This window comes from Amycolatopsis sp. NPDC003676 (genome assembly GCF_053587275.1).
On the sequence record NZ_JBSFNS010000053.1, the window covers coordinates 230 to 24,412 of the forward strand.

Annotated in this window: 22 protein-coding genes; 3 read left to right on the plus strand and 19 right to left on the minus strand. The window is 68.2% G+C overall.

Features of this window, described 5'->3' with window-relative positions; all coding sequences use genetic code 11:
* Positions 1 to 165 precede the first annotated feature (165 nt).
* Positions 166 to 897, minus strand: a complete 732-nt coding sequence (locus tag ACWDNU_RS26970; RefSeq protein ID WP_370932579.1) for a lysophospholipid acyltransferase family protein — start codon at positions 895 to 897, stop codon at positions 166 to 168.
* Between the two features lie 64 nt (positions 898 to 961).
* The gene (locus ACWDNU_RS26975; RefSeq protein ID WP_449670945.1) at positions 962 to 2,479 is read right to left on the minus strand and encodes a hypothetical protein; all 1,518 of its coding nucleotides are present in this window, start codon (positions 2,477 to 2,479) and stop codon (positions 962 to 964) included.
* A 223-nt stretch (positions 2,480 to 2,702) separates the two neighbouring features.
* Here ACWDNU_RS26975 and ACWDNU_RS26980 point away from each other — a divergent pair, with 223 nt between their 5' ends.
* A complete protein-coding gene (locus ACWDNU_RS26980; RefSeq protein ID WP_449670946.1) occupies positions 2,703 to 4,592 on the plus strand; it encodes a DUF6541 family protein in 1,890 nt (629 codons plus the stop codon).
* Between the two features lie 464 nt (positions 4,593 to 5,056).
* On the opposite strand, the gene ACWDNU_RS26985 is transcribed toward ACWDNU_RS26980, so the two are convergent.
* The 9 genes from ACWDNU_RS26985 to ACWDNU_RS27025 all read right to left on the minus strand — a co-directional run bounded on the left by ACWDNU_RS26985 (position 5,057) and on the right by ACWDNU_RS27025 (position 15,361).
* Positions 5,057 to 7,609: an arabinosyltransferase domain-containing protein gene (locus ACWDNU_RS26985; protein WP_449670947.1), complete on the minus strand. Its 2,553-nt coding sequence runs from the start codon at positions 7,607 to 7,609 to the stop codon at positions 5,057 to 5,059.
* Between the two features lie 348 nt (positions 7,610 to 7,957).
* Positions 7,958 to 8,974 (minus strand): lysylphosphatidylglycerol synthase transmembrane domain-containing protein, encoded by a 1,017-nt coding sequence (locus tag ACWDNU_RS26990; RefSeq protein WP_370932583.1) that lies wholly within the window; start codon positions 8,972 to 8,974, stop codon positions 7,958 to 7,960.
* Positions 8,975 to 8,988: 14 nt separating this feature from the next.
* Complete coding sequence (locus ACWDNU_RS26995) at positions 8,989 to 10,233, minus strand: acyl-CoA reductase (RefSeq protein ID WP_449670948.1); 1,245 nt, start codon at positions 10,231 to 10,233, stop codon at positions 8,989 to 8,991.
* Positions 10,230 to 11,282 carry a LuxE/PaaK family acyltransferase gene (locus tag ACWDNU_RS27000; RefSeq protein ID WP_370932585.1) on the minus strand — a complete coding sequence of 351 codons (1,053 nt, stop codon included), beginning with the start codon at positions 11,280 to 11,282 and terminating at the stop codon, positions 10,230 to 10,232. The genes ACWDNU_RS26995 and ACWDNU_RS27000 overlap by 4 nt, the downstream gene beginning before the upstream one ends.
* Positions 11,279 to 12,685, minus strand: a complete 1,407-nt coding sequence (locus ACWDNU_RS27005) for an AMP-binding protein (RefSeq protein WP_449670949.1) — start codon at positions 12,683 to 12,685, stop codon at positions 11,279 to 11,281. The genes ACWDNU_RS27000 and ACWDNU_RS27005 overlap by 4 nt, the downstream gene beginning before the upstream one ends.
* Positions 12,682 to 13,416, minus strand: a complete 735-nt coding sequence (locus ACWDNU_RS27010) for an SDR family NAD(P)-dependent oxidoreductase (RefSeq protein WP_449670950.1) — start codon at positions 13,414 to 13,416, stop codon at positions 12,682 to 12,684. The genes ACWDNU_RS27005 and ACWDNU_RS27010 overlap by 4 nt, the downstream gene beginning before the upstream one ends.
* Complete coding sequence (locus ACWDNU_RS27015) at positions 13,413 to 13,652, minus strand: acyl carrier protein (RefSeq protein ID WP_344281790.1); 240 nt, start codon at positions 13,650 to 13,652, stop codon at positions 13,413 to 13,415. Before ACWDNU_RS27015 ends, ACWDNU_RS27010 begins: the two co-directional genes overlap by 4 nt.
* A gap of 66 nt (positions 13,653 to 13,718) precedes the next feature.
* Positions 13,719 to 14,312 (minus strand): HAD family hydrolase, encoded by a 594-nt coding sequence (locus ACWDNU_RS27020; RefSeq protein ID WP_449670951.1) that lies wholly within the window; start codon positions 14,310 to 14,312, stop codon positions 13,719 to 13,721.
* Positions 14,291 to 15,361 (minus strand): ATP-grasp domain-containing protein, encoded by a 1,071-nt coding sequence (locus ACWDNU_RS27025; RefSeq protein ID WP_370932589.1) that lies wholly within the window; start codon positions 15,359 to 15,361, stop codon positions 14,291 to 14,293. Before ACWDNU_RS27025 ends, ACWDNU_RS27020 begins: the two co-directional genes overlap by 22 nt.
* 190 nt (positions 15,362 to 15,551) lie before the next feature.
* On the opposite strand from ACWDNU_RS27025, the gene ACWDNU_RS27030 reads away from it, so the two are divergent.
* Both ACWDNU_RS27030 and ACWDNU_RS27035 read left to right on the plus strand, forming a co-directional pair.
* Positions 15,552 to 16,658 (plus strand): DegT/DnrJ/EryC1/StrS family aminotransferase, encoded by a 1,107-nt coding sequence (locus ACWDNU_RS27030; protein WP_344281799.1) that lies wholly within the window; start codon positions 15,552 to 15,554, stop codon positions 16,656 to 16,658.
* Positions 16,655 to 17,608: a Gfo/Idh/MocA family protein gene (locus ACWDNU_RS27035; RefSeq protein WP_370932590.1), complete on the plus strand. Its 954-nt coding sequence runs from the start codon at positions 16,655 to 16,657 to the stop codon at positions 17,606 to 17,608. The genes ACWDNU_RS27030 and ACWDNU_RS27035 overlap by 4 nt, the downstream gene beginning before the upstream one ends.
* Here the strand turns inward: ACWDNU_RS27035 and ACWDNU_RS27040 are convergent, their stop codons facing one another.
* The 8 genes from ACWDNU_RS27040 to ACWDNU_RS27075 all read right to left on the minus strand — a co-directional run bounded on the left by ACWDNU_RS27040 (position 17,609) and on the right by ACWDNU_RS27075 (position 24,162).
* On the minus strand, positions 17,609 to 18,349 hold the full coding sequence (locus ACWDNU_RS27040) for a hypothetical protein (protein WP_449670952.1): 741 nt from the start codon (positions 18,347 to 18,349) through the stop codon (positions 17,609 to 17,611).
* Positions 18,346 to 18,843, minus strand: a complete 498-nt coding sequence (locus tag ACWDNU_RS27045) for a SigE family RNA polymerase sigma factor (protein ID WP_370932592.1) — start codon at positions 18,841 to 18,843, stop codon at positions 18,346 to 18,348. The genes ACWDNU_RS27040 and ACWDNU_RS27045 overlap by 4 nt, the downstream gene beginning before the upstream one ends.
* A 128-nt stretch (positions 18,844 to 18,971) precedes the next feature.
* Positions 18,972 to 19,550: a Uma2 family endonuclease gene (locus ACWDNU_RS27050; RefSeq protein ID WP_449670953.1), complete on the minus strand. Its 579-nt coding sequence runs from the start codon at positions 19,548 to 19,550 to the stop codon at positions 18,972 to 18,974.
* Complete coding sequence (locus ACWDNU_RS27055; RefSeq protein ID WP_449670954.1) at positions 19,528 to 20,100, minus strand: Uma2 family endonuclease; 573 nt, start codon at positions 20,098 to 20,100, stop codon at positions 19,528 to 19,530. The genes ACWDNU_RS27050 and ACWDNU_RS27055 overlap by 23 nt, the downstream gene beginning before the upstream one ends.
* 84 nt (positions 20,101 to 20,184) lie before the next feature.
* Complete coding sequence (locus tag ACWDNU_RS27060; RefSeq protein ID WP_449670955.1) at positions 20,185 to 20,802, minus strand: acyltransferase; 618 nt, start codon at positions 20,800 to 20,802, stop codon at positions 20,185 to 20,187.
* Positions 20,802 to 21,986: a glycosyltransferase family 4 protein gene (locus ACWDNU_RS27065; protein WP_370932596.1), complete on the minus strand. Its 1,185-nt coding sequence runs from the start codon at positions 21,984 to 21,986 to the stop codon at positions 20,802 to 20,804. The genes ACWDNU_RS27060 and ACWDNU_RS27065 overlap by 1 nt, the downstream gene beginning before the upstream one ends.
* Positions 21,987 to 22,056: 70 nt before the next feature.
* Positions 22,057 to 22,986 carry an NAD-dependent epimerase/dehydratase family protein gene (locus ACWDNU_RS27070; RefSeq protein ID WP_344281820.1) on the minus strand — a complete coding sequence of 310 codons (930 nt, stop codon included), beginning with the start codon at positions 22,984 to 22,986 and terminating at the stop codon, positions 22,057 to 22,059.
* Positions 22,987 to 23,013: 27 nt separating this feature from the next.
* Positions 23,014 to 24,162, minus strand: coding sequence for a DegT/DnrJ/EryC1/StrS family aminotransferase (locus tag ACWDNU_RS27075; RefSeq protein ID WP_449670956.1), 1,149 nt, complete (start codon positions 24,160 to 24,162; stop codon positions 23,014 to 23,016).
* Positions 24,163 to 24,183 lie beyond the last annotated feature (21 nt).

Genomic DNA, 24,183 nt, shown 5'->3' on the forward strand with positions numbered 1-24,183 from the left:
GGTGCATCCGACGCACCCAAAGTGGCATTCGGTGCATCCGACGCACCCAAAGTGGCATTCGGTGCATCCGACGCACCCAAAGTGGCATTCGGTGCATCCGACGCACCCAAAGTGGCATTCGGTGCGTTCAGCGCACCCAATGTGGCATTGGGGCGCGAGCAGCGCTCACGAGCGGCGGTCGAGTGCCGCGGCTTCCTCGGGCGTCGGCGCGCTGCCGCCAAGATGCGCGGGCATCCACCAGCGCTCAGCGTCGCTCTCCGGAGCCTCCGGGTACTCCGCCTGCGCCTTCTCCAGCAGCTCCGACATCCGGGCGCGCAGGTCCGTCGTCAGCGCCTCGCAGGAGTCGTCCGGGCCGGGGCGCATCGGCTCGCCGATCACCACCGAAATCGGCACGTGCCGGTGGGTCAGGTCCTTCGGGCGGCCCTTCGTCCAGAGCCGTTGCGTGCCCCACAGCGCCATCGGGATCACCGGAACACCCGCCTCGGCGGCCATCCGGACCGCGCCGGTCTTGATGTCCTTCACGGTGAACGAGCGGCTGATCGTGGCCTCCGGGAAAACGCCGACGACCTCGCCTGCGCGCAGCCGGGCCACCGCCTCGTCGTAGGACGCCTGCCCGGCGGCGCGGTCCACCGGGATGTGGTGCATGCCGCGCATCAGCGGACCGGCGACCGGGTTGCTGAAGATTTCCTGCTTGGCCATGAACCGCACCAGCCGCTTCGCCGGGCGGGCGCCGAGGCCGCAGTAGATGAAGTCCAGGTAGCTGACGTGCGTGCAGGCGAGCACCGCACCGCCGCGGGCGGGCACATGCTCGGCGCCGGTCACCCGGAGGCGGTTGTCGAGCAGCCGGAACATCAGCCGCGCGGCGACCAGGACGGGCGGGTACACGAAGTCAGCCATGCGCCAAGGCTACGGGACCGTAGGTTTCTCGCCGGTAGGTCGCGCGGGTCGGCTCCGCCACACTTCAGGGGCAGGACACGTAGTGGAAGTCGGGGGCGCGGTCGAGTTCGTCGACGAGCCGGCTCGCGTCGTCGGCGCGCGGGTAGACCGAGATCCAGAACGGCGTCCCGGTGCGCCGGAAGGTCGCGACGCGGTACCAGGCGGGCAGGTCGTCGGCACAATCCTGGCGGCTGGCGTATCCCGAACGGCCGGGCACGGCGAGCGTCGAGCGTTCCGCGTCGAGCCCGACCACCAGCACCCGTGAACCGGCGCGGCTCGCCAGCAGCCCCGGCGATCCGGCGCTCACGACGGACCCCGGCGGCAGGTAGCGAGCGAGCCAGTCCGCGACCTCAGCCAGTTGCGCTCCCTGCGTACTCCACGCCCGCACGCGCTCCAGCACCTCGGGGCTGAGCACGGAGACCGCCACCGCGACCCCAGTGAGCGCCGCGGTGACCGCCGGAACCGCCCGGGAAACCGCCCGCGGCCTCGGCACCGGGGTGAGGACGCCGCATCCGGCCACGGCGGCGACCGCCAACAACGGCGGTACCGGCACGAGCAGCCGCCACGAGAGGCCCGGATCCTCCTCGAAGAGCACCACGAACGCGGTGTGCCCGACGGCGAGCGCCAGCAGCAGCCACAACGCGGGCCGGGCTTCCGCCGCGCGTCCCCGGTTCGCCACCAATCCCGCCACAACCACGGCCGGGACGAGAAAACCCAAGTGCGCCAAGGCGAAGCCGCCCAGGTACGACCAATCAGGGCCCGGCGGCAGGCTCGGGTCGGGCACGAACCGGTCGTAATAGGTGATCCGCCAAGCCGTCCACGGAGCCAGGAAAACCAGCGCGCCCAGCACAAAACCGACCGGCGCCCACCAGGTGTGCCGCCCGCGGGCCGCCGCGAAAACGAGCCACCCCGCGCCGACGACCGCGAGCACGAGCCCTTCCGGCCGCGTCATCACCGCGCTGGCCACGAGCACCCCGGCGACCAACGGCCGGCCCGCCACCAACGCGTACGAGACACAAAGCACGAGCAACGCGAACATCGGCAGCTCAGTGCCAGAAAGCCCGTACACCGCGAGCCCATTCGCGCCCGCGGTCAGCAACGCCGCCGCGACTCCGACCGCTCGCCGGGGCTCGACCCCGTCCGGCAACGCGAGCGCGGCAATGCGATTGGCGAGGAAATACGCCAGCACCACGCACGCCAACGCGGCCGCGCCGCTCACTACGACGGCCGCGGACGGCACTTCCGCGCCGAATGCCCCGCGCGGCAAGGCGATCACGACGAGCCAGAGGAAATTCGCGTACGTTTCGCTGCGATCGCCAGTGTTGAAAACCGGCCCAACGCCGTCAGCGATGTTCTGCGCGTACCGGAAACTGACGTACGCGTCCTCGGTGGCAGTGGCGAACAACAGCTGATGCGACAGCGAAAACGCGAGAACGAGAAGAAGAACCCCGACGCGCCACCGCCAGTCGTGTCCGATCCGCCGCCAAGCGGCGACGACCAGCGCGGCCAGCGCCAGCCATCCCCCCACGACCGCGTAAACCACGCGCCCCCAGCCTCCCGCGCCCCTCACCCGTCCGGCCGACCCCTGGCGGACCGCTCCTCACCAGTTCCAGTCAAGCGCGCGGCCGCGCTCCGCCGACATCAGCCGTTCGGGTGTATATGGGTGCCCGCTAGTCTGGGCCTCGATTCCAATCCGCCACGGCGGGGGCCGGCGGATGTCCCGTGACCTGAGGAAGACTGTGCCGAGCGAACCCACCCTGCTCTCCGTGGCAGCCAGCATTGCCTGCTGCCTGCTCGTGCTCGGAATCCCCGGGCTCATCACCGGCGTCGCCGCCGGTCTGCGCGGCTGGCTGCTCGCCGGTCTGACGCCGCTGCTGAGCTACGCCATCGCCGGCCTCGCGGGTCCGTGGACGGCGGCGATCGGGCTGCCCTTCAACGCCTGGACCTTGGCACTGACCACGGTGATCTTCGCGGCTGTCGCGTTCGGACTCCGGCGGCTGACCGTCCGCCGGTGGCCGCACGAGCCGGAACCGCGGGCCTGGGAACCGCGGGCGAACTGGGCGGTCGGCGCGTGTGTCGTCCTCGCCATCGCGATCGGGTTCTACACCGCGGTTCATGGCATGGGTCACCTCGGCGCGATCGCCCAAGGCGGCGACGCGCCGTACGCGGCCAACGGCATTCGCTACATCGCCGAAAGCGGCGACGGCAGCCTCTTCGGCATGAGCAAGCTGAACTGGTACGGCGACGGTTCACCGCCCTTCTACCCCAACGCCTACCACCTGCTCGCCTCCGTGCAGTACACGATCAGCGGCGGCTCGATCCCGCTGACCCTCGACGTGAACACCGCGCTGCTGCCCGGGTTGCTGGCGCTTTCGCTCGCGGTGATGGTGCGGGCGTTCCGCGGCCGCGCCGTGCTGGCCGGGGCTGTCGCGCTCGCGTCGGCCGCGCCGGTGATGGGCCTGTACGAGTCGATGAACCGCGGGCCGCTGTTCCCGTTCCTGGTGGGCATCGCGCTCACCCCGCTGGCCGCCGTGGTCCTGCGCCGCTACCTCGACCGGGTCGCGCTGGACACCGGTTTCGTGCTGATGCTCGGGGCGATCGGCCTGCTGTGCGTCCACTCCTCCGCGTTGTTCGGCGCGATCCTGTTCGCCGGGCCGCTGCTGGTGCAGCGCTGGATCGAGCGGTGGCGTTCGATCGGCAAGGACCTCCTGGCGCTGCTGCCGATCGCGGCGGTGTCGGTGCTCGTGGCGTCGATGCAACTGTTCGGCGCACTGGGACAGGCAAGCAGCTGGGGCTACCTCGGCTGGCCGAGCGAATGGCGGGCGACGACCGCGCTTGGCGCGTTGCTCGGATTCCAGCACTTCGAACCGCATCCGCAGATCTGGCTGTCGGCGGCGCTGCTCGTCGGTTTCATTTTCTTCCGCCGACTCGGCGGCTTGCGCTGGATCGGCCTGACCGCGCTGATCACCGGCCTGTTCTACATGGCGGTGGCGTCCTCGGACTCGCCGCTGGTCATGGCCCTGTCGCGGCCGTGGTGGGACGACCCGTACCGGTTCATCACAATGGCGATCGTGCCGCTGTCGTTCATCGCAGGCCACGGCGTCGCGGCGCTGCACGAATGGCTGAAGGAACGGCTGCCCTCACGTGTTCCGCCAGCCGCGCTCGCCGCGGTGGTGCTGCTGGCTTTTGTCGGCGTCACGAAGGGCCTCTACACCCGCACCAACAGCGAAGTGATCGCTGGCGGTTACCACAGCCCGGACCCGCGCAACCAGAACATCACGCCCGGCGAGGAACGCGCGATGGTGGAACTGGGCAAGCTGGCGAAGCCCGGCCAGTGGGCGATGAACGACCGCTACGACGGCACGCCTTGGACCTACGCGCTCGCTGGTGTCCGCACCGTCGCCGCCCACGACGACGGCTCCAACCCGCCTTCGGACGCGGTGCTGCTCGCCGCCCACTTCCGCGACTACGAAACAAACCCGGCGGTCCGCGCCGCGGTTGAGCGGCTCAACGTCCACTGGGTGATCCTCGGCCGCCCGGCCGCACCGCCGAAGCCCGCGTACGCGAATGAAGGGCTGATCGGACTGGACGGGCTTCCGTTCCTCAAGGAGGTCTACCGCAATGAGGACGCGGTGATTTACCAGTTGAATCGCTGAGCGTATTTGATTCCAGCGGCAGGGTTTTTCGGAATCCTGCCGCTGTTTCATGCAGGATAGACAGTCTGGTCAATCGAAAAAGATTGACTCGCGAGGCAGCCGAAATTGCGCCGTTCACCGGCAGCGTGCTCGCCTCGCTCCCGGCAAGTCGTGCTCGGACGCACTGATCGATCCGTCGCGAGTCATCACCTCGAAGAGGCGTCTGACCGCCAACGCCGACGGAAAACGTCGAGCTGGCGAAACTGGAGAAGCCCGCCACTGGAATCACGCCGGATTCGGCCGCACCGCAACCGAATGGGTCCCCGTCCGACCGGCCATCGCGTCGTTCTCGGTCTCGACGGTGAACGCCACCGATAAATCGATCACGTCCGCCGACGGCGCGGAAAAAGCAGGAGGCCGCCCGGGTTCGGGCGGCCTCCTCCATTTCAGTACTGCAGGACCACTCAAGTCCGCCCCGAACCCGGTCAGGACGAGGGCGGGGCCTGGCCGGTGTAATCCCGGTTGGCGTACGGGGGATCCCGGTGCCAGCCAGGCTGATCGGCAGTGGTCTTTCGGACGTCGTACCCGCCGACCGGATACCGGTAATCGACCTCGAGCAGCAGACCGGAAAGCTCCGGGTCGTTGATCAGCCGCGACGGCAGTTCACGGTAGGCGGCGACCTTGGTCATCGGGGCGAACGCGCCGCCGTGTGGCTTGGCAATGCGCGTGAGGTCGCCGTCGAAGCGGTACGGACCCGGTGCGACGACGACGGTCGCCGGTGGTTCGAGCAGGCCGTCGGCGAGCTGGGGAAGCCGCGCGCACGGGAACCAGAAGGAAATGGGCCAGTCCACCAGCGTCGGTCCATCCTGCTCGGCGAGGACCTGGCTGAGCGGCCGGTCGGCGCCCTCGCCGTCGACCCGGATGGCGTCGGCCGCACCGCACGTCGAACCGGTCACGGAATGGAGATTGGCCGAGACCGTGGACCAGGCTCCCCGGTTGTGCTGGTTCACTGCGGCCTTGGCGAGCAGACCTGCGGTGAGCGGAGGCATCAGCAGGACGGAAAGCCCGGCGATGGCAACCGCGGTCCAGCCGATCCAGCGCACCGGGCCCGGAGCGGCGTCGCGCGCCCGGCCGAAGTACCGGCGGATGATCAGCATGATCACACCCGCTGCCGCCACACCGGCCACCAAAATCAGCGCTGGGTTGGCGAGGAGGCCGTGCAGGAGTTTCTTGTTCAGCTCGGGCATCCCCAGCCGGTCATAGGCCCACCACGAGTTGATGCCGCTGAACGAGACGCTGGTCAGCAGCAGGACGAGGAACAACGCGCTGAGCCGGACGACCCAGCCGACGTGCTCGCGGGCGAACGCGCGGGGAAGCCCGGACAGGCCGAAGGCCAGGACCAGCACGGTGAAGAACGCGAGCGCGAAGAAATGCGAACCGATCTTCGTGGGAGTGAACACCAGCGACGCGAGGCCGAGTCCGTACCAGGCGAACGGCCAGCCGAACGGGCCGGAGAAAGTGCTCCCGCCCCGGTGCCGCAGCCGCAACGCCAGCACGATCACCGTCAGCCCGATGGACAACAGGACGGGAAGCCTGCGCATGGGGTGCTGCTCGAACAGGAACTCGTCGGAGATGCCGCCGCCCAGCAGCATCTGGTACCGGTTGAATTCGTGGTACCAGCTCAGGTCCGCGCCGTACCAATAGCGCGCACCAGCGGAGTCGAGGAAGCCGCCGAGACCCGTGTCCTGGAAAGCGATCGGCACCGCGACGGTCATAGCGGCCAGAGCGAGGACGACCAGGGCGACCCGGTCACGCACGCCGGTCAGCCGGCGGCACGTTTGCACGAGGCCGATCGCGAGCGGGATCACCGCGAGAAAGCCGGTGGACGTGACGGTGAACGCCAGCCCCGCCGCCACCGCGCCGACGAGAAGCCAAGCAGGAGCGTTCGTCAAATGCGCTCGAACGGCGGCATAACCGCTCACCGCTACGCACAACGCCACGAACGGCTCAGGCCGGAGCCCCGCGCCGCCGGGCATCCAGGCGACGAAGAACGCGGCGGCGAGCAGCCAATGCGGCACTCGCGGCCGGTCGGTGTAGCGGCGCACAAGCCGCACGATGCCGAGCACCAGCGCCCAGATCGCGATGCCGGCGAGCATCGCCGGGATCCGAACCCACAGCGGTGCCCAGGAGAAGTGGAAGAGCGGAGCGAACAAGTGCTGCAGTCCTACCGCGGGAGTTTCCGCCGCGTTGAAGGACATGTAGTAGTCACCGGCGTACCCGGCGGCATCGAAGTTCCGGTGCATGCCGAGGAACCAGCCGTCGTCCACGCTTTGCGGACCGAGAATTCCCCACGCCGCGACCCCGGCCGCGACCAGCCCGGTCCAGACCAGATCGGCCACGCGCCGCCTGCCCGCGTTGACCTCGCGGGGCCGCTCGCGTGTGCCGAAGAATCGGAATCCGGCGATCAGGCAGGCGAGGATTCCCAGCGCGCAGCCGATCATGAGGATCAGCTTGAGCGGAGTGGGCGAGGTCTGGAATCGCGCGTCAGCCTGCGCGTGTGCCGAGACCGCACCCACCTGCTCGGGCGGCAGGTCCGTAACGAACGCGACGACCTGCGGCACCAGAGCGTCGATCCGCGTCAGTTCCCGGGTCTGAGAACCGTCGGCCACCGAAACCACTAACTGCTGGTCTTCGGCGTGCACTCGGTAGGAACAGCCCGTGGACGGTGCCTTTCCCAGCGCGTGTTCGCGGTCGGCGACCGAAAGGAACAACTGCTGGTCGCGCACTACGAGCGACATCCCCCACTGGCGCGCACCGTCCGCGTCCGGCGGGAAAGTAGAGAACGCCGTGACGGGGGCCGATCCCGCGGCCGTCGACACCGCCGAACAGGACAGCGAGACATCCAGCTGCAACGGCCGGTAGGGCATGAACATCGCGACCGTGGACGCGGCCGGTTGCCCAGCCTTCGGCCAGCTCACGTCGACCTGGTCGGACCGCACTGGTGCGAGCGGTATGGCCAGCGCGAGCGCGATCGTCACTGCGCCAAGCGTCAGCAAGAATCGCCAGGAAGACATCCACGGTCTTCGCTTCGCATACTTTTTCCGCAAGATTGTCAAGGAAAAACAACCAATCAGTTCATCACGATGTTGAAAACGTATTCCGGTGCCGAACGCGGGCGCAGCTGAGCCCGTGCGATTTACGGTTCGCCCACGGCTTTGAGGGCACCCCGCTGCTCCAGGGCACACCTCAGCCAAAGATTTGCCCCCCCACAGAGATCATCCGCGGGATTCCGGATTTCGTTACTCAAACACGAGCAGCTTGCTCACCGTGCATACAAAAAGGGAGGCCGCCCGAGTACGGGCGGCCTCCCTTTCCTTAAGCCTCAATCAGGCAGCGTCAGCAACTTCCGTACGCCGAGCCGCAATCTTCGCCGCCAGCGCAGCAAACCCAGCCGTCAGCAAATCGGCCACCGTGAACATCACTCGTGAAGCCACCGCGAACGCCGTCGCCTGGCCGACCGTCAAGCCGCTCGCCGTCAGCACCGCTACCTGGGCGACCTCGCGGACCCCGACACCGCTGGGCAGGATGAACGCGAACGTGCCGACCGTCATCGCGACTGCCATCGCGCCGATGCACAGGATCAGGCCGTTGAAGCCGGGGGCGCCGACCGAGTTCGCCAGCAGCCACAGGTGCACGCCCTGGAACACCCAGGCGCCCATGGACGCGCCGAATGCCTTCAGCACCACGCCCCAGCCGAGCGGTTCGGCCAGCGGCGGGCGGCGCAGGATCTTCAGGACCAGCGACGTGCCCCAGGTCAGGATGCGCGGGTGCAGCAGCGCGAGGCCGACCGGGATCAGGACGAACAGCCACATCGCGCGCGGGCTGTTGCTGAACAGCGCCGGGGCCGCGAGCAGCGACACGACCAGCGCGGACACCACGCCGAGGCCGAGCTGGATCAGCGAGCCGGTGAAGATCCGGGCGCGGGCGAGGCCTGCTTTGCGGCCCAGTTCCATCTGCAGCAGGTACGCCCACACCGAACCGGGCACGTACTTGCCGAGCGAGCCGACCAGGCAGATCTGCGCGCCGCGGGCGTAGCCGACCGGCTTGCCGCCGAGGTGGTCGACCAAGACCTGCCAGCCCCACACGGACACGAGGATCGACACCATCAGCGCCACGAGGCTGAGCACCGACGACTGCCAGGCGACGTCCGCCAGCGTGTGCCAGAACTCGTCCCAGTTGGACGCCAGGCTCTTCGCCGCGAAGCCGATCACCAGGAGAATGGCGACCCAGCGCACGACGTCGAGCACCCGCGCCTTGGTGGACTTGCGGGCTTTTCCGGTGGTCGGGGCGTCCTCAGTGGACGGGGCGTCGTCCCCCGGGCTCTGCGTACGAACGGTCGTCACTGCCTCTCAGCTCCTCAGGCCTGCACCGTGACCAGGCGGCTGAACTCGGACAGCAGATCGTAGCCGTCCCAGACCCCGGCGAACGTGAGGGCCGAGCCGAAGGGCACGACCCGGTCCACCCCGCGTCCGGCGAGCGCCGTCACGAATCCGGTCAGTTCCTCGCGGGTGAACCCGAACTGGCTCACCGTCTGGTCTTTGCGTTGCACAATCGGCACCAGCTCGTCCAGCGACGCCACCGAGGCGTTCGCGAACGTGCCCGCGCCCAGCCATTCGCGCGGCATCACCGCGGCATCGGCCAGCTCGAGCGTCGCCAGCGCGTTGCCGTCGAAGCGGATCGACGACACGAGACCGTCGACCGCCGCGCCGTACGCCGACACTCGCTTCTGCACGGCCATCGCCGGCTCGGTGACGTGCTGTTTCGCCACCAGCACCTGAGCGAGCAGCTCGCGGAACTCCTGTCCGGCGGCCCGCGCGCCCGAGGAATCGCCGACCCAGAACACCGCGCGCGGCGACGAGCAGGCGGCCTGGTCGAACCAGTACGAGTCGTTGTAGAAACCCTCGGCGGCGGCCTTGCGCTGCTCCGGCGCGGCTTCCTGCCAGCCGCGCACCGACGCGATCGCGAACGACGAGCGGTCCGGGAACGTGAGGTCGCGCGCGTGCGGGGCCAGCGGGTACTTCCGCAGCGCCGCGACGGAAGCGTCGCCGCCCCAGATCACCCGCAGGTCCGCGGCCAGCGACAACGCGCCGCTGACCTCGTCGCTGCGGTCGTAGGTGACCATGCGCTGGGTGGCCCGGATGGTGGCCGCGGTTTCCGGCGACACATCTTCGAGCGCCGCGTTCAGCGCTTCCAGCACGGCCTCGGCGGCACCGGCCGAGCGCGAGGACACGCGCACGACGTTGCTGTTGCCCGCCAACGCCGACAGCGCCCACGAGTACACGAAAATGGTGTCCACATTGGCCGGTGGCACGTGAAAAACCAGGCCGCGCGGGAACCGCAGCGAGTCACCGCTGGTTTCCAAAGTGGACAGTGACTTGGCGAGTTCTCCCTTGCGCAGGAAGAAACCCAGTGAGGCCAGCTCCGGGAAGCGACGTGCCAACGCGGGCGCGAGCAGCTTGCGCGCGAACTTGGTGACGAACTCGACCACTCGCGGATCGCCGACGGTCAGCCGGCCGCCGGCCGGTTCCTCGCGCAGTTCGTCCAGCAGCGCGTCGACCGAAACCGATTCGCCCAGCGGAAAACGCTGTTCCAACGCACTCATGCGGCCGCTCCGGTGAACGTGTCCGAGCACCCGCGGGCCTCGGCCTTCGGCAGCCTGCCCAGCACCGAGAAGTGCTTGCCCGGCCAGTCGCCGTCGTCGATTCCGTTGTAGACGCCCAGATCCTCGGTGAGCAGCACGTGTCCCGGATACGATCGCGGCAGCGTGCTCACCACCTCGATGACGCCCGGCTTGCCGACCGGCTGCTCTTCCCAGGTCTCCGGGTCGCGGATCACGACGTCGGCGAAATCGGGGCAGTACAACGAGTTCCCGGACGGGCCTTCGAGGAACACGGTGCCGATCTGCTCGATCATCCCGTAGTAGTTGTGGATCCGGGTGAGGCCCGTGTCCTCGGCGAACCGGCGGCGGAACTCGCTGTTGTCGACCGCGCGGTCGATCAGCTTCTTCCAGCCGCCAGAGTGGATGAGGATGCCGTTCGACAGGTCGAGCTTGTGCTCGCGAGCGACCTCGTACAGGTACTGCCACACCATGAAGGTGAAGCCGAAGATCAGGAACGGCCGGTCCCCGTACTCGGCGAGGAACTTCCGCACGGCCTCGACGTCCGGCTTGTCGTTCTCGTCCAGCACGTAGGTGTGCTTGCGGCCGAAGTTCGCCATGCCGAGCACGCCCGCGCCGCGCGCGGAGAACGACCGGCGGTTCTTGATGATGCCGATGGTGTCGACCATCAGCATCGGCAGCCGCTCGCCGCCCAGCACCTCCTGCAGGGTGGCGCCGAGCTGCTTCGTCTGCGCGGCCGCCGCTTCCTTGTCGAGGTAAATCCGCGACGCACCGGCCCCGGTGGTTCCTGAAGAGGTGAGGGTTTTGAAGACCTCGGCGTCCGGAATGGACTTCAGGTCGTGCGTCTTGAACATCCGCACCGGCAGCCACGGCAGGTCGGCGATCGAGCCGAACGACGCGTCCGGCGCGAAACCGAGCGAGGACAGGATGCGCTCGTACCCGGGCGAGTTCGCCCGGTGGTGCGCGGTCAGCTCCGCGAGCTCGGGGAGCAGCGCCGCCTCCCGCTCCGCCTGCGAGCGCGTGAACACACTCATACCCGTCCTTCCAGCGACCGGTAGTCGATCTTGCCGCTGGCCAGCAGCGGCACCGTGTCGATCGGACGCACGTCGAACCCGCTGGCGTGCAGGTGCAACCGCTCCGCCAGCGCCCGGGACGCGTCCTTGCAGATCGCCTTCGCGCCGTCGCCCTCGGGCAGTTCGGCGAACAGCACGACCTTGTCGCCCGCCGCCACTGCGGCCACCACGTCGATGCCCACCGCGGCCGTGCGCACGGCCTGCTCCAGGTCGTCCAGGCTGACCCGGTTGCCGAACACCTTGCCGATCCGCTTGAGCCTGCCGGTGATGTACAGGTACCCCTCGTCGTCGAGATACCCGAGATCCCCGGTGGCCAGCGTTCCGCCGTATTCGTCGCCCGCGCTCAGCCCGGCTTCGTCCTCGGCATAACCCATCATCACGTTGGGTCCACGGTAAAGGACCTCACCGACAATTTTGGGATGCGTGGTTTCCTCGCCGTCGTCGCGGCGGATGGCGAACGCGCCGCCGGGCAGCGCCGGACCGGCCGAGCCGATCTTGTCCGCGAGCCGCTCCGCGGGCACCGTGGTCATCCGCGGCGACGCCTCGGTCTGGCCGTACATGACGTACATCCGGCCGCCGACCGCGAGCATCTTGTCGTTGAATTCGGCGACCAGTTCGTCCCGCAGTTTCCCGCCCGCCTGAGTGAGCGTCCGCAGGGTCGGATACTTCGCCGGATCGAACTTGAGCCGGCGCAGCATTTCGTAGTGATAAGGCACGCCGGACAGCGAAGTCACGCCGTGTTCCTTCACCGCGTCCCAGAATCCGCGACCCAAAACGCCAGACTGTTCGATAACCACAGTTGCACCGCGCAAGAGATGCGAATTCAGCACCGAAAGCCCGTAGCTGTAATGCAACGGCAGACAGGTCGGAGCGACCTCGTCCGCGTCGATTTCGAGCACCTGCGCGATGGCCTCGGCGTTGGCCAGCAGCCCTTCGCGAGACAGCCGGACAAGCTTCGGATTTCCAGTGGATCCGCTGGTCGGCAGCAGCACGGCCAGGTCAGGATGCGGCTCGACGCCCTCGGCGGAATCGCGCACCCAGTCGGAGCCGCGGGTGGTGTACCCGGACGGAGCGTCGCCGGACGCCGCGAGCACGGCGGCCGGGCGGAAGCGCTCGACCAGCCCGGTCAGCACGTCGGCGTCCAACGCCGGGTCGATCAGCGCGATCGCCCGGCCGCCCTCGAACGCGCCGAGGTAGGTCAGCACGCTGTCGAGGTCGACCGACATCCGCGCGAAAACGACGCCGACCGGCAGCGCGGCCAGCGCGTCGGTCTTCCGGCTGACCTCGGCCGACAGTTCCGCGTCGTCCAGCGTGCGGCCCCCGGCCACGTCGACCAGCCGGGAACCCGCACCCACCAGAGTCACAGCACCAAGCCTCCGTCGATCCCCAGAACCTGCCCGGTCACGAACGACGCCTCGTCGCTCGCCAGGAACCGGATCACCGCCGCGACCTCCGCGGCCTGGCCGAGACGGCCGAGCGGGGTCTTGGCGACGTTCGAGGCGCGGGCGTCCTCGCTCAGGCTTTCGGTGAGGGCGGTTTCGATCACGCCGGGCGCGACCGCGTTGACCCGGATGCCGGAGCGGCCGAGTTCCTTCGCCGCCGAGCGCGCGATGTTCGCGACCGCCGCCTTCGAGGCCGCGTAGACCGTCTGGCCCGCGCTGCCGTATTCGCCGACCACCGAGGCCAGCACCACGATCGCGCCGGTCTTCTTGCGCATCATGGCTCGCGCGGCCGCCTGCACGGTGTGCAGCGTGCCGGCGACGTTCGTGGACAGCGTGCGGTCTACATCGTCCGGGCGGATCATGCCGAGCAGGCCGCCCTCCATGATCCCGGCGTTGGCGACCGCGACGTCCAGCTTGCCGTGCTCCTTGGTCACTTCCTTGACCAGGGCGGCGACGGCCTTCGCGTCCGTGATGTCGAGCGCGCGGCCGCTGACCGAGGGCCCGACCGAAGCGGCGGCTTCCTTGGCGGCGGTCTCGTCGCGGCCGGTGAGCACCACGGTGGCCCCGGCCTCGGCGAGCGCCTGGACGGTGGCCAGGCCGATGCCCCTGGTACCACCGGTGACCAGGGCGACCTTGCCCTCGAACGTGCTCACGCCTTCTCCTGCAGCTCCTTGACCATGTCCACGGCCACCTTGAAGCTGCTCATGTCGATGACCTGGTCGGTGTCGAATTCGATCTCGAACTCGTCCTCGATCGCCGCGATGAGAGCCATGTGCCCGACCGAGTCCCACGCCTCGATGTCGCGGTACTTCAGGTTCTCGACGTCGACCCCGTCGTCGAGCTGGAGAGCGTCGATGAAGACTTCCTTCAGCTTGTCCTGCACAGCCATGTCTACCCGGCACTTCCTTCTCGAATGGGGCTGGTGACCACTATCGACGGTACCAACCATGGGGTTTCAGCCCGCGCGTGCGGGCAGCAGTTCACGGAGCGTCCCGAGATAGCGGTCCGCACCTTCGGGACGGAACTTCAGCGAGTCGTTGCGCACGACCACGCTGAGCACGCCCGCGGCGTGCGCGGCCTCCACGTCGTGGAAGGTGTCGCCGACGAGCACCGCCTCCTCCGGGGCCGCGCCGAAGTGCCGAAGCACCGCGGTCACGCCTTCGGGATCCGGCTTGAGCCGGCGGACGTCCTCCCGCCCTATGACGTGCAGGCCCCTGGCGAGGTTGCCCAGCGCGTCCTCGACGCACAGCCGTGAGTTCCTCGTCACCACCGCGAGCTGGTAGCTGGAGGGCAGCTCGGCCAGCAGTTCGCGCGCGCCGTCGGTGAATTCGCCCTGCGCCACGGAGGCGCGTTCGAACCGCGTCACGACGTCGAGCCGGGCGGTGTCGCCCTCGTCGAGCCAGCGCTGGAACAGCTCGCCGAGCTTGTCCTCAGCGGACAGTCCCAGCTCGGCGCGCAGCCCGCCGAAGTCGACCGGCAGCCGGAAGAGCGTGCCGTCGAAGTCGAAGGCCAGCACCTTCCGCCCGGTCAGATCCGCTTCGAGGCCCATTCGCCTTCCTTGACCAGCTTGTAGCCCATGTCGATCATGCGGACCCAGTACAGGTCGTCCGGCAGCGGGTTGTAGACCTCGGGGCGCTCCGGCAGCTCGTTGCCGAGGCCGAGCTGGACGTACATGTCGGGCATGTTCAGCCCGGCGTGCGCGAAGAAGTTGCTGGTGGTGAAGAAGCGGCCGACGTTGATCTCGGTGACCATCGGCACCCCGGCGGCGTTCTCTTTCATGTCCACGCAGAACACGCCGTGCGGCTTGTCGGACACCGCGCGCACCGCGGACTCGCCAATCTTGTTGACGTCGTCGCGGTTGACCGTCTTGGCCACCGACGGCGACGAGCTCTGCCCGCTCGGGGTCAGGTTGCCGAAGATGTACTCGATGCGGGAGCGCGCCTGCGAGGTGATCAGCTCGCCCTCGTGCCACAGGCTCTGCCACGCGAACTCCTCGCCCGGGAGGTATTCGCTGGCCATGAAGTCGCCGTAGTCGAGGCCGCGGAAACCGCGCCAGTAGTCGATCCAGGCGTCGCCCTGGTAGAAGGAGTTGATCGGGAGGCTGCCCCGGGAGCCGGCGCCGCGGATGGCGCGCAGCCAGACCCGCGGGTTGATCTTCAGCAGCTCCTCGAGCCCGCCCTTGAGGTCGTCCGGCGAGTCGATCTTGATGGCCTCCGGCACCGAGACGCCGTTCGCCTTCATGTGCGCGTTGAACGCCATCTTGTCGTGGCACAACGCGATCGCGCGCGCGTCCGGCAGGAACGTCGGCGCGTTCAGCTTGTCGCGGTTCTCCGCGAGGTAGCCGACCTCGACGTCCGGCTGCGGGTGCACGAAATCGATGCGCTCGGCCTCGATGACGCGGTTGATCGCGTCGGCGTACCCGGGGTCGCTGACCGGCGGGACCAGGTATTTGGCCTCGACGTCGAGGAGTTCGAGGTGGAAGGGCTTCACGTCAGTGCCGACGACCTCGTAGTCGTTTCCGGCGACCGCGAGCGCGTCCCGGAAGTTGTAGGCGGCGGATCCGCCGGCGCCGGTGATGAGGATGCGTGCGCTGCTCATTCGCGTGTTCTCAGCCTTACCTGTTCAGTTCCCGCCGGAGCCGGGACGGTAGCCGGAAGCCCACTTGTGGTCGGCGAGTATCGTGACGCCCGCGTCTGTGCTGACTGCACCGAACTCGGGGCTCGTGCCATGCCGAGGCAAGACTGTACCGGACGCGCCGAAAGTGCCCGCCGAGAGCGAGAGACTGCAGATGATCCCCATTACCGTGGTCGATGTCCGTGCTGCGGAGGACCTGGTCGTCGAAGTGCTGCGATCCGGCGCTATCGCCCAGGGCCCGATGGTAAAGCGTTTCGAGGACGCGTTCGCACACGTCTCCGGAACGAAACACGCCATCGCCGTGAACAACGGGACGACCGCGCTGGTCGCGTCACTGCAGGCACTCGACCTGCAGCCCGGCGACGAGGTCGTGACCTCGCCGTTCACCTTCGTCGCGACGCTGAACGCGATCCTGGAAGCAGGCGCGACCGTGCGGTTCGCCGACATCCGCCGCGACGATTTCGCGATCGACCCGGACGCCGTCGCGGCCGCCGTCGGCCCGCGCACCAAGGTGCTGATGCCGGTGCACCTGTACGGGCAGACCGCCGACATGGGCAAGCTCGCGCCGCTGGCCGCGGAGCACGGACTGCACGTGGTCGAGGATTCCGCGCAGGCCGTCGGTGCCTCGTTCGAAGGCCGCAAGGCCGGCTCGTATGGCATCGGCTGCTTCTCGCTGTACGCGACGAAGAACGTGACCACCGCCGAGGGCGGCGTGATCACCACGGACGACGACGCGCTCGCCGACAAGCTGCGCGTGATGCGCAACCAGGGCATGAAGGCCCGCTACCAGTACGAGATGGCCGGCCACAACTACCGGATGACCGACCTGCACGCCGCCGTCGGCATCCCGCAGCTGGAGAAGCTCGACCAGCTCACCGCGGCACGACAGGCCAACGCGAAGCGGCTGTCCGAGGGCCTCGCCGGCACGCCGGGCCTCGAGGTGCCGCAGGTGCTGCCCGGCCGCGAACACGTGTGGCACCAGTACACCGTGCTGGTCGGCCCGCACGCGATGCTCTCGCGCGAGGAGTTCGCCTCCGCGCTGACCGAACGCGGCATCGGCAACGGGATCTACTACCCGAAGATCGTCTTCGACTACGAGTGCTACCGCGGGCACCCGCTGATCCCGGACGCCCGCGTCGAAGACTTCCCGGTGGCCGGAGCCGTTGCCGCGCAGGCGCTTTCGCTGCCGGTGCACCCGCACCTGACCGAGTCCGAGCTTGACCAGATCATCGAGACTGTTCGCGAGGTACTCGGCGCATGACGCACCGCATCGCACTCGTCGGCACCGGCAACATGGGCTCGCTGCACGCGCGCGTCCTGTCGCAGAACGACCGGGTGGACCTGGCCCGCGTGATCGACCCGCGCGAGGAAGCGGGCCGCGCGGTCGCCGACCGCTACGAAACCCAGTGGACGCCGGAAATCGGCTCACTGTCCGATGTGGACGCTGTGGTGCTCGCCTCGGCCACCGAGGTGCATTACGAGCTGGCACAGGAGATTCTCGGCCAGGGCAAGCCCATGCTGGTCGAGAAGCCGGTGTGCAACAGTCTTGAGTTCTCGCAGGAAATCGTTGCCCTGTCGGCAAAGAAGGACGTCCCGCTGATGTGCGGGCTCCTGGAGCGCTACAACCCGGCCGTGATGACCGCGCGGGCGCTGGTGAACGAACCGGTGCACCTGATGGCGCGCCGGCACGGCCCGTACGCGCCGCGGATCAAGACCGGCGTCGCGTGGGACCTGCTGGTGCACGACGTCGACCTGGCGATCCAGTTCTTCGGCGGGGCGACGCCGGGCCGGGTCACCTCCAGCGCGGGGTACTTCCACCCGCAGTCGGTCACCGGGGCCGAGGACACCATCGAGACGGTGCTGTCGTTCCCCACCGGCCTCGCCACGGTGTCGGCTTCGCGGCTGGCGCAGCGCAAGGTCCGGTCGCTGATGGTGTCCGAACTGGACCGCATGGTGGAGATCGACCTGCTGCGCCGCGACGTGACGATCTACCGGCACGTCTCGCACGATTCGGTCACTCCCGACGGTCTCGGCTACCGGCAGCAGACCGTGATCGAGATCCCGGAATTGGTCACCGCGCGCGAGCCGCTGGCGACCCAGCTGGACCGGTTCGTGGATCTGTTGGAGGGCAAGGTCGACGCGGACGTCGAGCGCGCGCTGATTCTGCCGTCGCACGAGGTTGTGGCGCAGGTTCTGGCTGAGGCCGCCTGATTATTTGGTGAGGCGTTTGCCGTCCGCGGAGTAGGCGACCAGCGGGGTCGCCCGCTCGGCGGACGGCACGTCGTCCTGGTCGAACCAGAACACGACCACCTCGGGATCCTCGCTCCAGCGCGCCGTGTGCGCCGGGATCGTGCGACCGTCCACTGTGGTCTCGATGCGGGCGGCCGGTCCGCTGAAGTAGCCGTACACCGGCACCCAGATGTCCGCGACGGTCGTGCCGCCTGACGTAGCGTGGAAGCCGAACGAGCGGTCCTTGCCGTCGGATTCGTTGGCGAGGTAGAGCGGACGCAGGTTTCCGTCCGGCTCGTACAGGCTGGCCATCACTCCGAATTGGACAGTCGGCAAGTTGTCCGGGTCGTCGATTTCCGTTGCGTAGAAGACAAGTTCCGCGCCGTCGGTGTAGGTACCGGTGGAGATCACTTCGCCGAGTGGCTTCTCCGCCGAGGTCGGTGCCGGTGCTGGTGTGGTCGCGCTCGTTGTTGTTGCTATCGCTGAGGGCGTGGGTGCCGTCGCCGCGTGCACCTGCTCCGGCGCGCTGCCCGGCGAACGGAGCCAAGCCGCACCGAACACCACGGCGACCACAGCCATCGCCGCGCCAGACGACGTCAGAAACCTGCGCCTACGCCGAATCCGGCCGCCTTCCTTGATGATGCGGTCGAGATCGGGCTCAGCAAAGGGCTCCGCGGGCGCTTCTTGGAGGGCGGCGCGCAACCGGTCGAGTTCGTCGGTCACGCGCTCACCTCCCCGACGAGCGCATCGCCATCGACACGCAACTTCGCGAGCGCGCGCGAATTGGTGCTCTTGACCGTGCCGACGGACACGCCCAATTCCTCGGCGACTTGGTGTTCCGGCAAATCGAAGAAATGCCGGAGCACGACGACCGCGCGTTCCCGGGCGGTGAGCCGGGCCAATGCGTCGGAAAGCCATTCCCGATCCGCGACGGCGTGCGAGATGTCGGGAACCTTCGGCGGTTCCGGCATCTCCTCGGTGGCGTATTCGCGGATCGGCCGGCGCCAGATGTCGATGACGTGATTGGCCAGCACGCGGCGGGCGTAGGCGTAGGGATTCTTCCGCCGGACCCGAGGCCAGGCCGCGTACGTGCGAGTGAAGGCGGTCTGCGCGGCGTCCTCGGCCTGGTGACGGTCGCCGGTGAGCAGGTAGGCGGCGTGCGTGAGCCTCGCGGAACAGGACCGCACGAAGTCGGCGAACTCGTCGTCCCCGCGCACGCTCCCACCCCTGATTCCCGGTCTCGGCCTTACTGACCAGGTTACGGGGGCGGGAGACGTGCGTCGATGTAATGGCTGGACAGTCTTGTCTCAATGGCGACGCATGGTGTTCGGGGAGGTGCTCGGGGTCAGCGTTGGGCGCGTCGGTCGATGAGCGCGTCGAGGTCGAGCTTCACCGGCGCGCCCGCGACTTCCAGCTCGACGCTGCCGGAGTACTCGCCGAAATTCTCGTAATCACCGTCGATGAGCCGGTAGGCAATCATGCTGACCGGCGGATCCACATCCACGATCCAGTAATGCTCGATACCGGCGTCGGCATACTCGAACAGCTTCGCGCCCAGGTCGACGTGCTTCGTGCCCGGAGACAGCACCTCGATCACCAACTCGGCGTCGGCCGCCGCGATGCGCGCCGGGTTGGCTTCGGCGACCTCAGCCGAGGTCACGACGACATCCGGGACGCGGATCGTCAGCGGGCTCTCACAAAGGAGCAGCTCCGCCTCGGCACCGGCGCTCATCTCCGGGCAGAGCTGCTCGTCGAGGAGGAACGCCAACCGCGTCACTGACCGCAGGTGGAACCACATCGGACGCGGCGACGGGGCGAGAACTCCGTCAACGACCTCAGTCCGGACCTCTGGGTTCTCCGGAAAACGCGCCCAATCAACAAGAGCCAGCAAGACGCGAAGGTCAGCGCTGCGCGCGCGGATCAATCAACGAGTTCAGATCGAACTTCACCGGAACCCCCGCGACCTCGAGCTCCACCGCGCCGGAATACTCGCCGAAATTCTCGTAATCGCCGTCGATCAACCGGTACGCGATCATGCTCACCGGCGGGTCCACATCGACGATCCAGTAATCCTCGATACCCGCATCGGCGTACTCGAACAGCTTCGCGCCCTGGTCGACGTCCTTGGTGGCAGGCGAAAGCACCTCGACCACCAGTGAAACGTCGTCAGCCCCGATCCGCGGGATGTTCGCTTCGATGAGGTCCGACGGCGCGACCACCACGTCCGGCACCCGCACCGTCGGCGGGACGGCGGCCAGCACCGTCTCGAATTCTCCGACCGCGACCGACTCCGGAGGCAGCTGCATCGTCAGCAGATACGGCAATCTGCTGATGATCAGCTGGTGGAGCGACATCGGACGCGGCGACACTGACAGGACCCCTTCGACGACCTCGACCCGCACCTCCGGGTGCGCCGGAAGGTCCGCCCAGTCGTCAAGGGTCAGGAGGCGATGAGGCCATTCAAGGACACTCATGACTTCTCCTTCACCGACAGTGACCGAGAGCAGTGTCCCATGTTACCCGGAGCATCCGCCAGCGCGTGACGCACCGTGTCCGAATCACTTCCCGCTGAAGTCACCCGACGGAGAGCCCCACCCAGACGGATCGTCCGACAGTGCGCGGCGGCGGGCGTTTTCCTCGCGGACCCGCTTGACCTCCGACTCGATGTATTCCTCGTCGTAGCGCTGGAACACCCGCGCCGGGTTGCCCGCTACCAGCGAGCGTTCCGGGACGTCCTTCGCTACCACCGAGTTCGGCTGCACCGTCGCGAAGTCACCGATCGTGACGCCCGGCATGATCACCACGAGGCCGCCAATGAAGCAACCCTTGCCGATTTTCACCGGCTTGCGTTCGATCAGGTCGCTGCCGGAATGGTTTTCCAGCGCCATGTTCGCGAGCCAGCTCGAATGCGTGAACACGAGCGTATTCAGCCCGATGCTGGTGTGTTCGCCGATTTCCAGCCCGCCGCTCGCGTCGAGGACCGCGCCCTCGCCGACCCAGCAGTGTTCGCCCATCGTGAGGTTGTCCGGGCTGACGATCTTGGCCCGTTCCCGCACGCGGCACGACTGCGGCAGACCGAAGAACTTGGCCCGCTCGGCGTCGTTCATGTACTGCGTGACGAGGTCGTTCAGGATCATCGGGCGCAGCCGGTTGCTGCGCTCGTCGTCGAAGAACATCAGTTGTCCGCCACCAGTTTCGTGAGCACCCGCAGGTGTTCCTCGGCCACTACGTCCAGCCCGAAGTTGTCCCGGACCATCGACGCTTCCCGTTCGGCGATCCGCGCGCGTTCCTTCGGGTCGTCCAAAAGGGACAGCACGGTGGTCGCGACCGCCTCGGAATCGTTGGGCCGCACCAGCAGGATGTTCTCGCCGTTGTGCAGTTCGATGCCGGGGTAGTTGTCCTCGGTGACCGACGCGATGGTCGCGGTCCCGGACAGCATCGCCTCGAGCGACGCGGTGCCGCAGCCGCCGTTGAGGTCGTGCGTGACGATGTCCGCGGCCGCGAAGTACGCGGGCACGTCCGCCTTCGGCACCGCGCCGGTGACGATCAGTGCGTCGGAAACGCCCAGTTCCTTGGCGCGCTGCTGGAAAGCGTCGTGGTACACCCGCCCGACGACCACCACGCGCAGCCCGGGGTGGCGCTCCAGGATCGCGGGCAGCGCCTCGATCAGCGGCAGCCGGTCGCGCAGCGGGATCACGTGCCCGAGCGACACGATCAGCGGCGCGTCCCCGATTTCCAGTTCCGCGCGCACGTCCTTGGTCACCGGCTTCGCGAAATGCCCGGTGTCCACCGCGATCGGGAAGTACTCGGAGTTGTCGTCGCTCGTGCCGTAGCGCTGGACGCAGTAGTCCACACCCTGCTTGTCGAGAATGATGTAGCGCGGGCGCAGGTACTTCAGCACCGGGTTGACCAGCATCGCGTCGAGCGCGCGGAAAACCCGGCCGTACATCTTGTTCTCGCTGATCAGCAGCGTGTGGATGGTCAGCAGAACGGGCAGCTTGTGCCGGCGCGCGTAAATGCCGACCATCCAGGACAGGTCGAAGAACTGCCCGTGCAGGTGCACCGCGTCCGGTTTGAACTCGTTCAGCAGCTTCCACAGCCGCCGCCAGTTGCCCGGCCGCATCGACGCGAACGTCATGTCGAAGTCGATCGACAGGCCGAGCTGCGGCATTTTCACCGCGGGCAGGCGCACGACGCGGTATCCGTCGCGCTCCTCTTCCGCCGGCGCGTCACCGTAGGCAGCGGTGATCGCCAGCACTTCGTTCCCGGCGGCCGCGTACTCCGCGGCCAGCGAAGCCGACATGTGCGCGCTTCCGCCCACTCGCGGCGGGAAGAAGTTGTTCACCACCACGATCCGCATGGGCTTTCCTTCTGCCGGGCCCGCAGTGCTCATTACGCATTCCCCTCGGAAGACGCGCCGACGGAGAGGCTCACTCGGAGTCCCGCACCAAGGCGCGCATGCCCTCTTCGACGGTGATGGTCGGCTCCCAGCCGAGGACCTCGCGGGCGCGGGTGATGTCCGCGGCGCGGCGGGAGACGAGGACGTCGCGCTTGTTGAACACCGGCTCGACGTCGACGCCGACGGCCTCGATCAGGATCTTCGCCAGCGTGGCGATCGAGGTGTCGATGCCGGTGCCGATGTTGATCGGAAGGTTCGACTGCTCCGACTCCAGCGCCGCGACGACACCCTTGGCGAGGTCGGTGACGTGCACGAAGTCCATCGACTGGTCGCCCGCGCCGTCGATGATCGGCGGCTGGCCGGCGCGCAGGCGCTGGATGAAGTGGTTGATGACCGAGGTGTAGTACGCCTCGATCTTCTGGCCCGGGCCGTACACGTTGAAGAAGCGCAGCGCGTTCCAGGACAGGCCCTTGGTGCGCTCGTAGAAGCCCAGCAGGTCCTCGCCGGCGCGCTTCGAGATGCAGTACGGGGTGAGCGGGTTCAGCTTGTCGTCCTCGTGCATCGGCAGCCGCTCCGGCTCGCCGTACACCGAGGCGCTGGAGGCGAACACCAGGCGCTCGACGCCCTCGTCGGCCGCGGCCGCGAAGACGTTGTTGTTGCCGACCATGTTGATGTCGATCGACTCGCCCGGGTCCGCGACCGACTTGTTGATCGACACGGTGGCGAAGTGGATCGCGTGCGTGCAGCCGCGGATGGCCTCGCGGACGCCGACGCCGTAGCGCACGTCCTTCTCGACCAGTTCGACCTTGCCGGTGGCGACGAACTCGTTGACGCGGTCACGGTCGCCGCGGGTCATGTTGTCGAAGATGCGGACCGTGTAGTCCTTCTCCAGCAGCAGCGGGATCACGTGCGAGGCGATGAAACCGCCGGCGCCGGTGAAGAAAACTTTCTTGTCGGACATGGGTTCTCCTCAGGAAGGTCGGCGGGATCAGGAAAGAGCGGACACGGCTTCGCGCACGGTGGCGACCACGCGCTCGACTTCGCTGTCGGTGAGTTCCGCGTGCATCGGGATCGCCAGCTGGCGGCGGAAAGCGTCGGCGGAGACGGGCAGCGGCTGCTGCTCGCCGTACACCGGCTGCAAGTGGGAGGCGTAGGTGCCGAAGTTGCACTGCACGCCCTGCTCGCGGATCCGCAGAGCCAGCGCGTCGCGGCTGATCTCCGGGGCCACCGTCATCAAGTATGCCTGCCACGGGTGCTCGCGGTCGGGCGCCTCGACCGGCACGGTCAGCGCGTCGACGTCCTCGAAGGCCTCGTGGTAGCGCTTGGCGACCGAGCGGCGGGCGGCGAGCAGGTCGGGCAGCCGGTCGAGCTGCACGCCCATGATCGCGGCCTGGATGTCCGAGAGCCGGAAGTTCCAGCCGAGCTCGTGGAACGTCGGGATCGGCAGTTCCTGCGAGCCCTCGCGGGTGAACGCGGGCTCGATGCCGTAGGTGTGGATCTTGCGCGCGTGCGCGATCAGGTCCTCGCGGTTCGAGACCAGCGCGCCGCCCTCGCCCGCGGTGATGCCCTTGCGGCCGTGGAAGGAGAACGCGGCCAGGTCGGCGAGGCTGCCGGCCGGGCGGTTGCGGTAGGTCGCGCCCGCGGAGCAGGCGGCGTCCTCGAACAGCCACAGGCCGTGCTTGTCGGCGATCGCGCGGTACTCGTCGAAGTCGCCGGGCTGGCCCGCGACGTCGACGGCCAGGATGCCGACCGTGCGCGGCGTGATGAGCGCTTCGATCGCGGCCGGGTCGGCGCTGAAGATGTCCGGGCGGATGTCGGCGAAGACCGGCTTCGCGCCGGCCTGCAGCACGGAGTGGCCGGTCGCCGGGAAGGTGTAGTCCCCGACGATCACCTCGTCGCCGGGCTGGACGCCGAGCACCTTCAGGCCCAGGAACAGGGCGGAGCCGCAGTTGCTGGTGGTCAGAGCGTGCGCGGTGCCGGTCAGCTGCGCGAACCGCTCCTCGAAGCGACGGCACGCCGGGCCCGCGCCGGCCAGCCAGCCGGAACGGAACACTTCGGCGACGGCTGCGAGCTCTTCGTCGCCGACGGTCGGCTTCCCGAGCAGGACGGGTTCGCCCACTGTAGATCTCCTGTGCATCGGGGTGTCCCGCATTGCGCG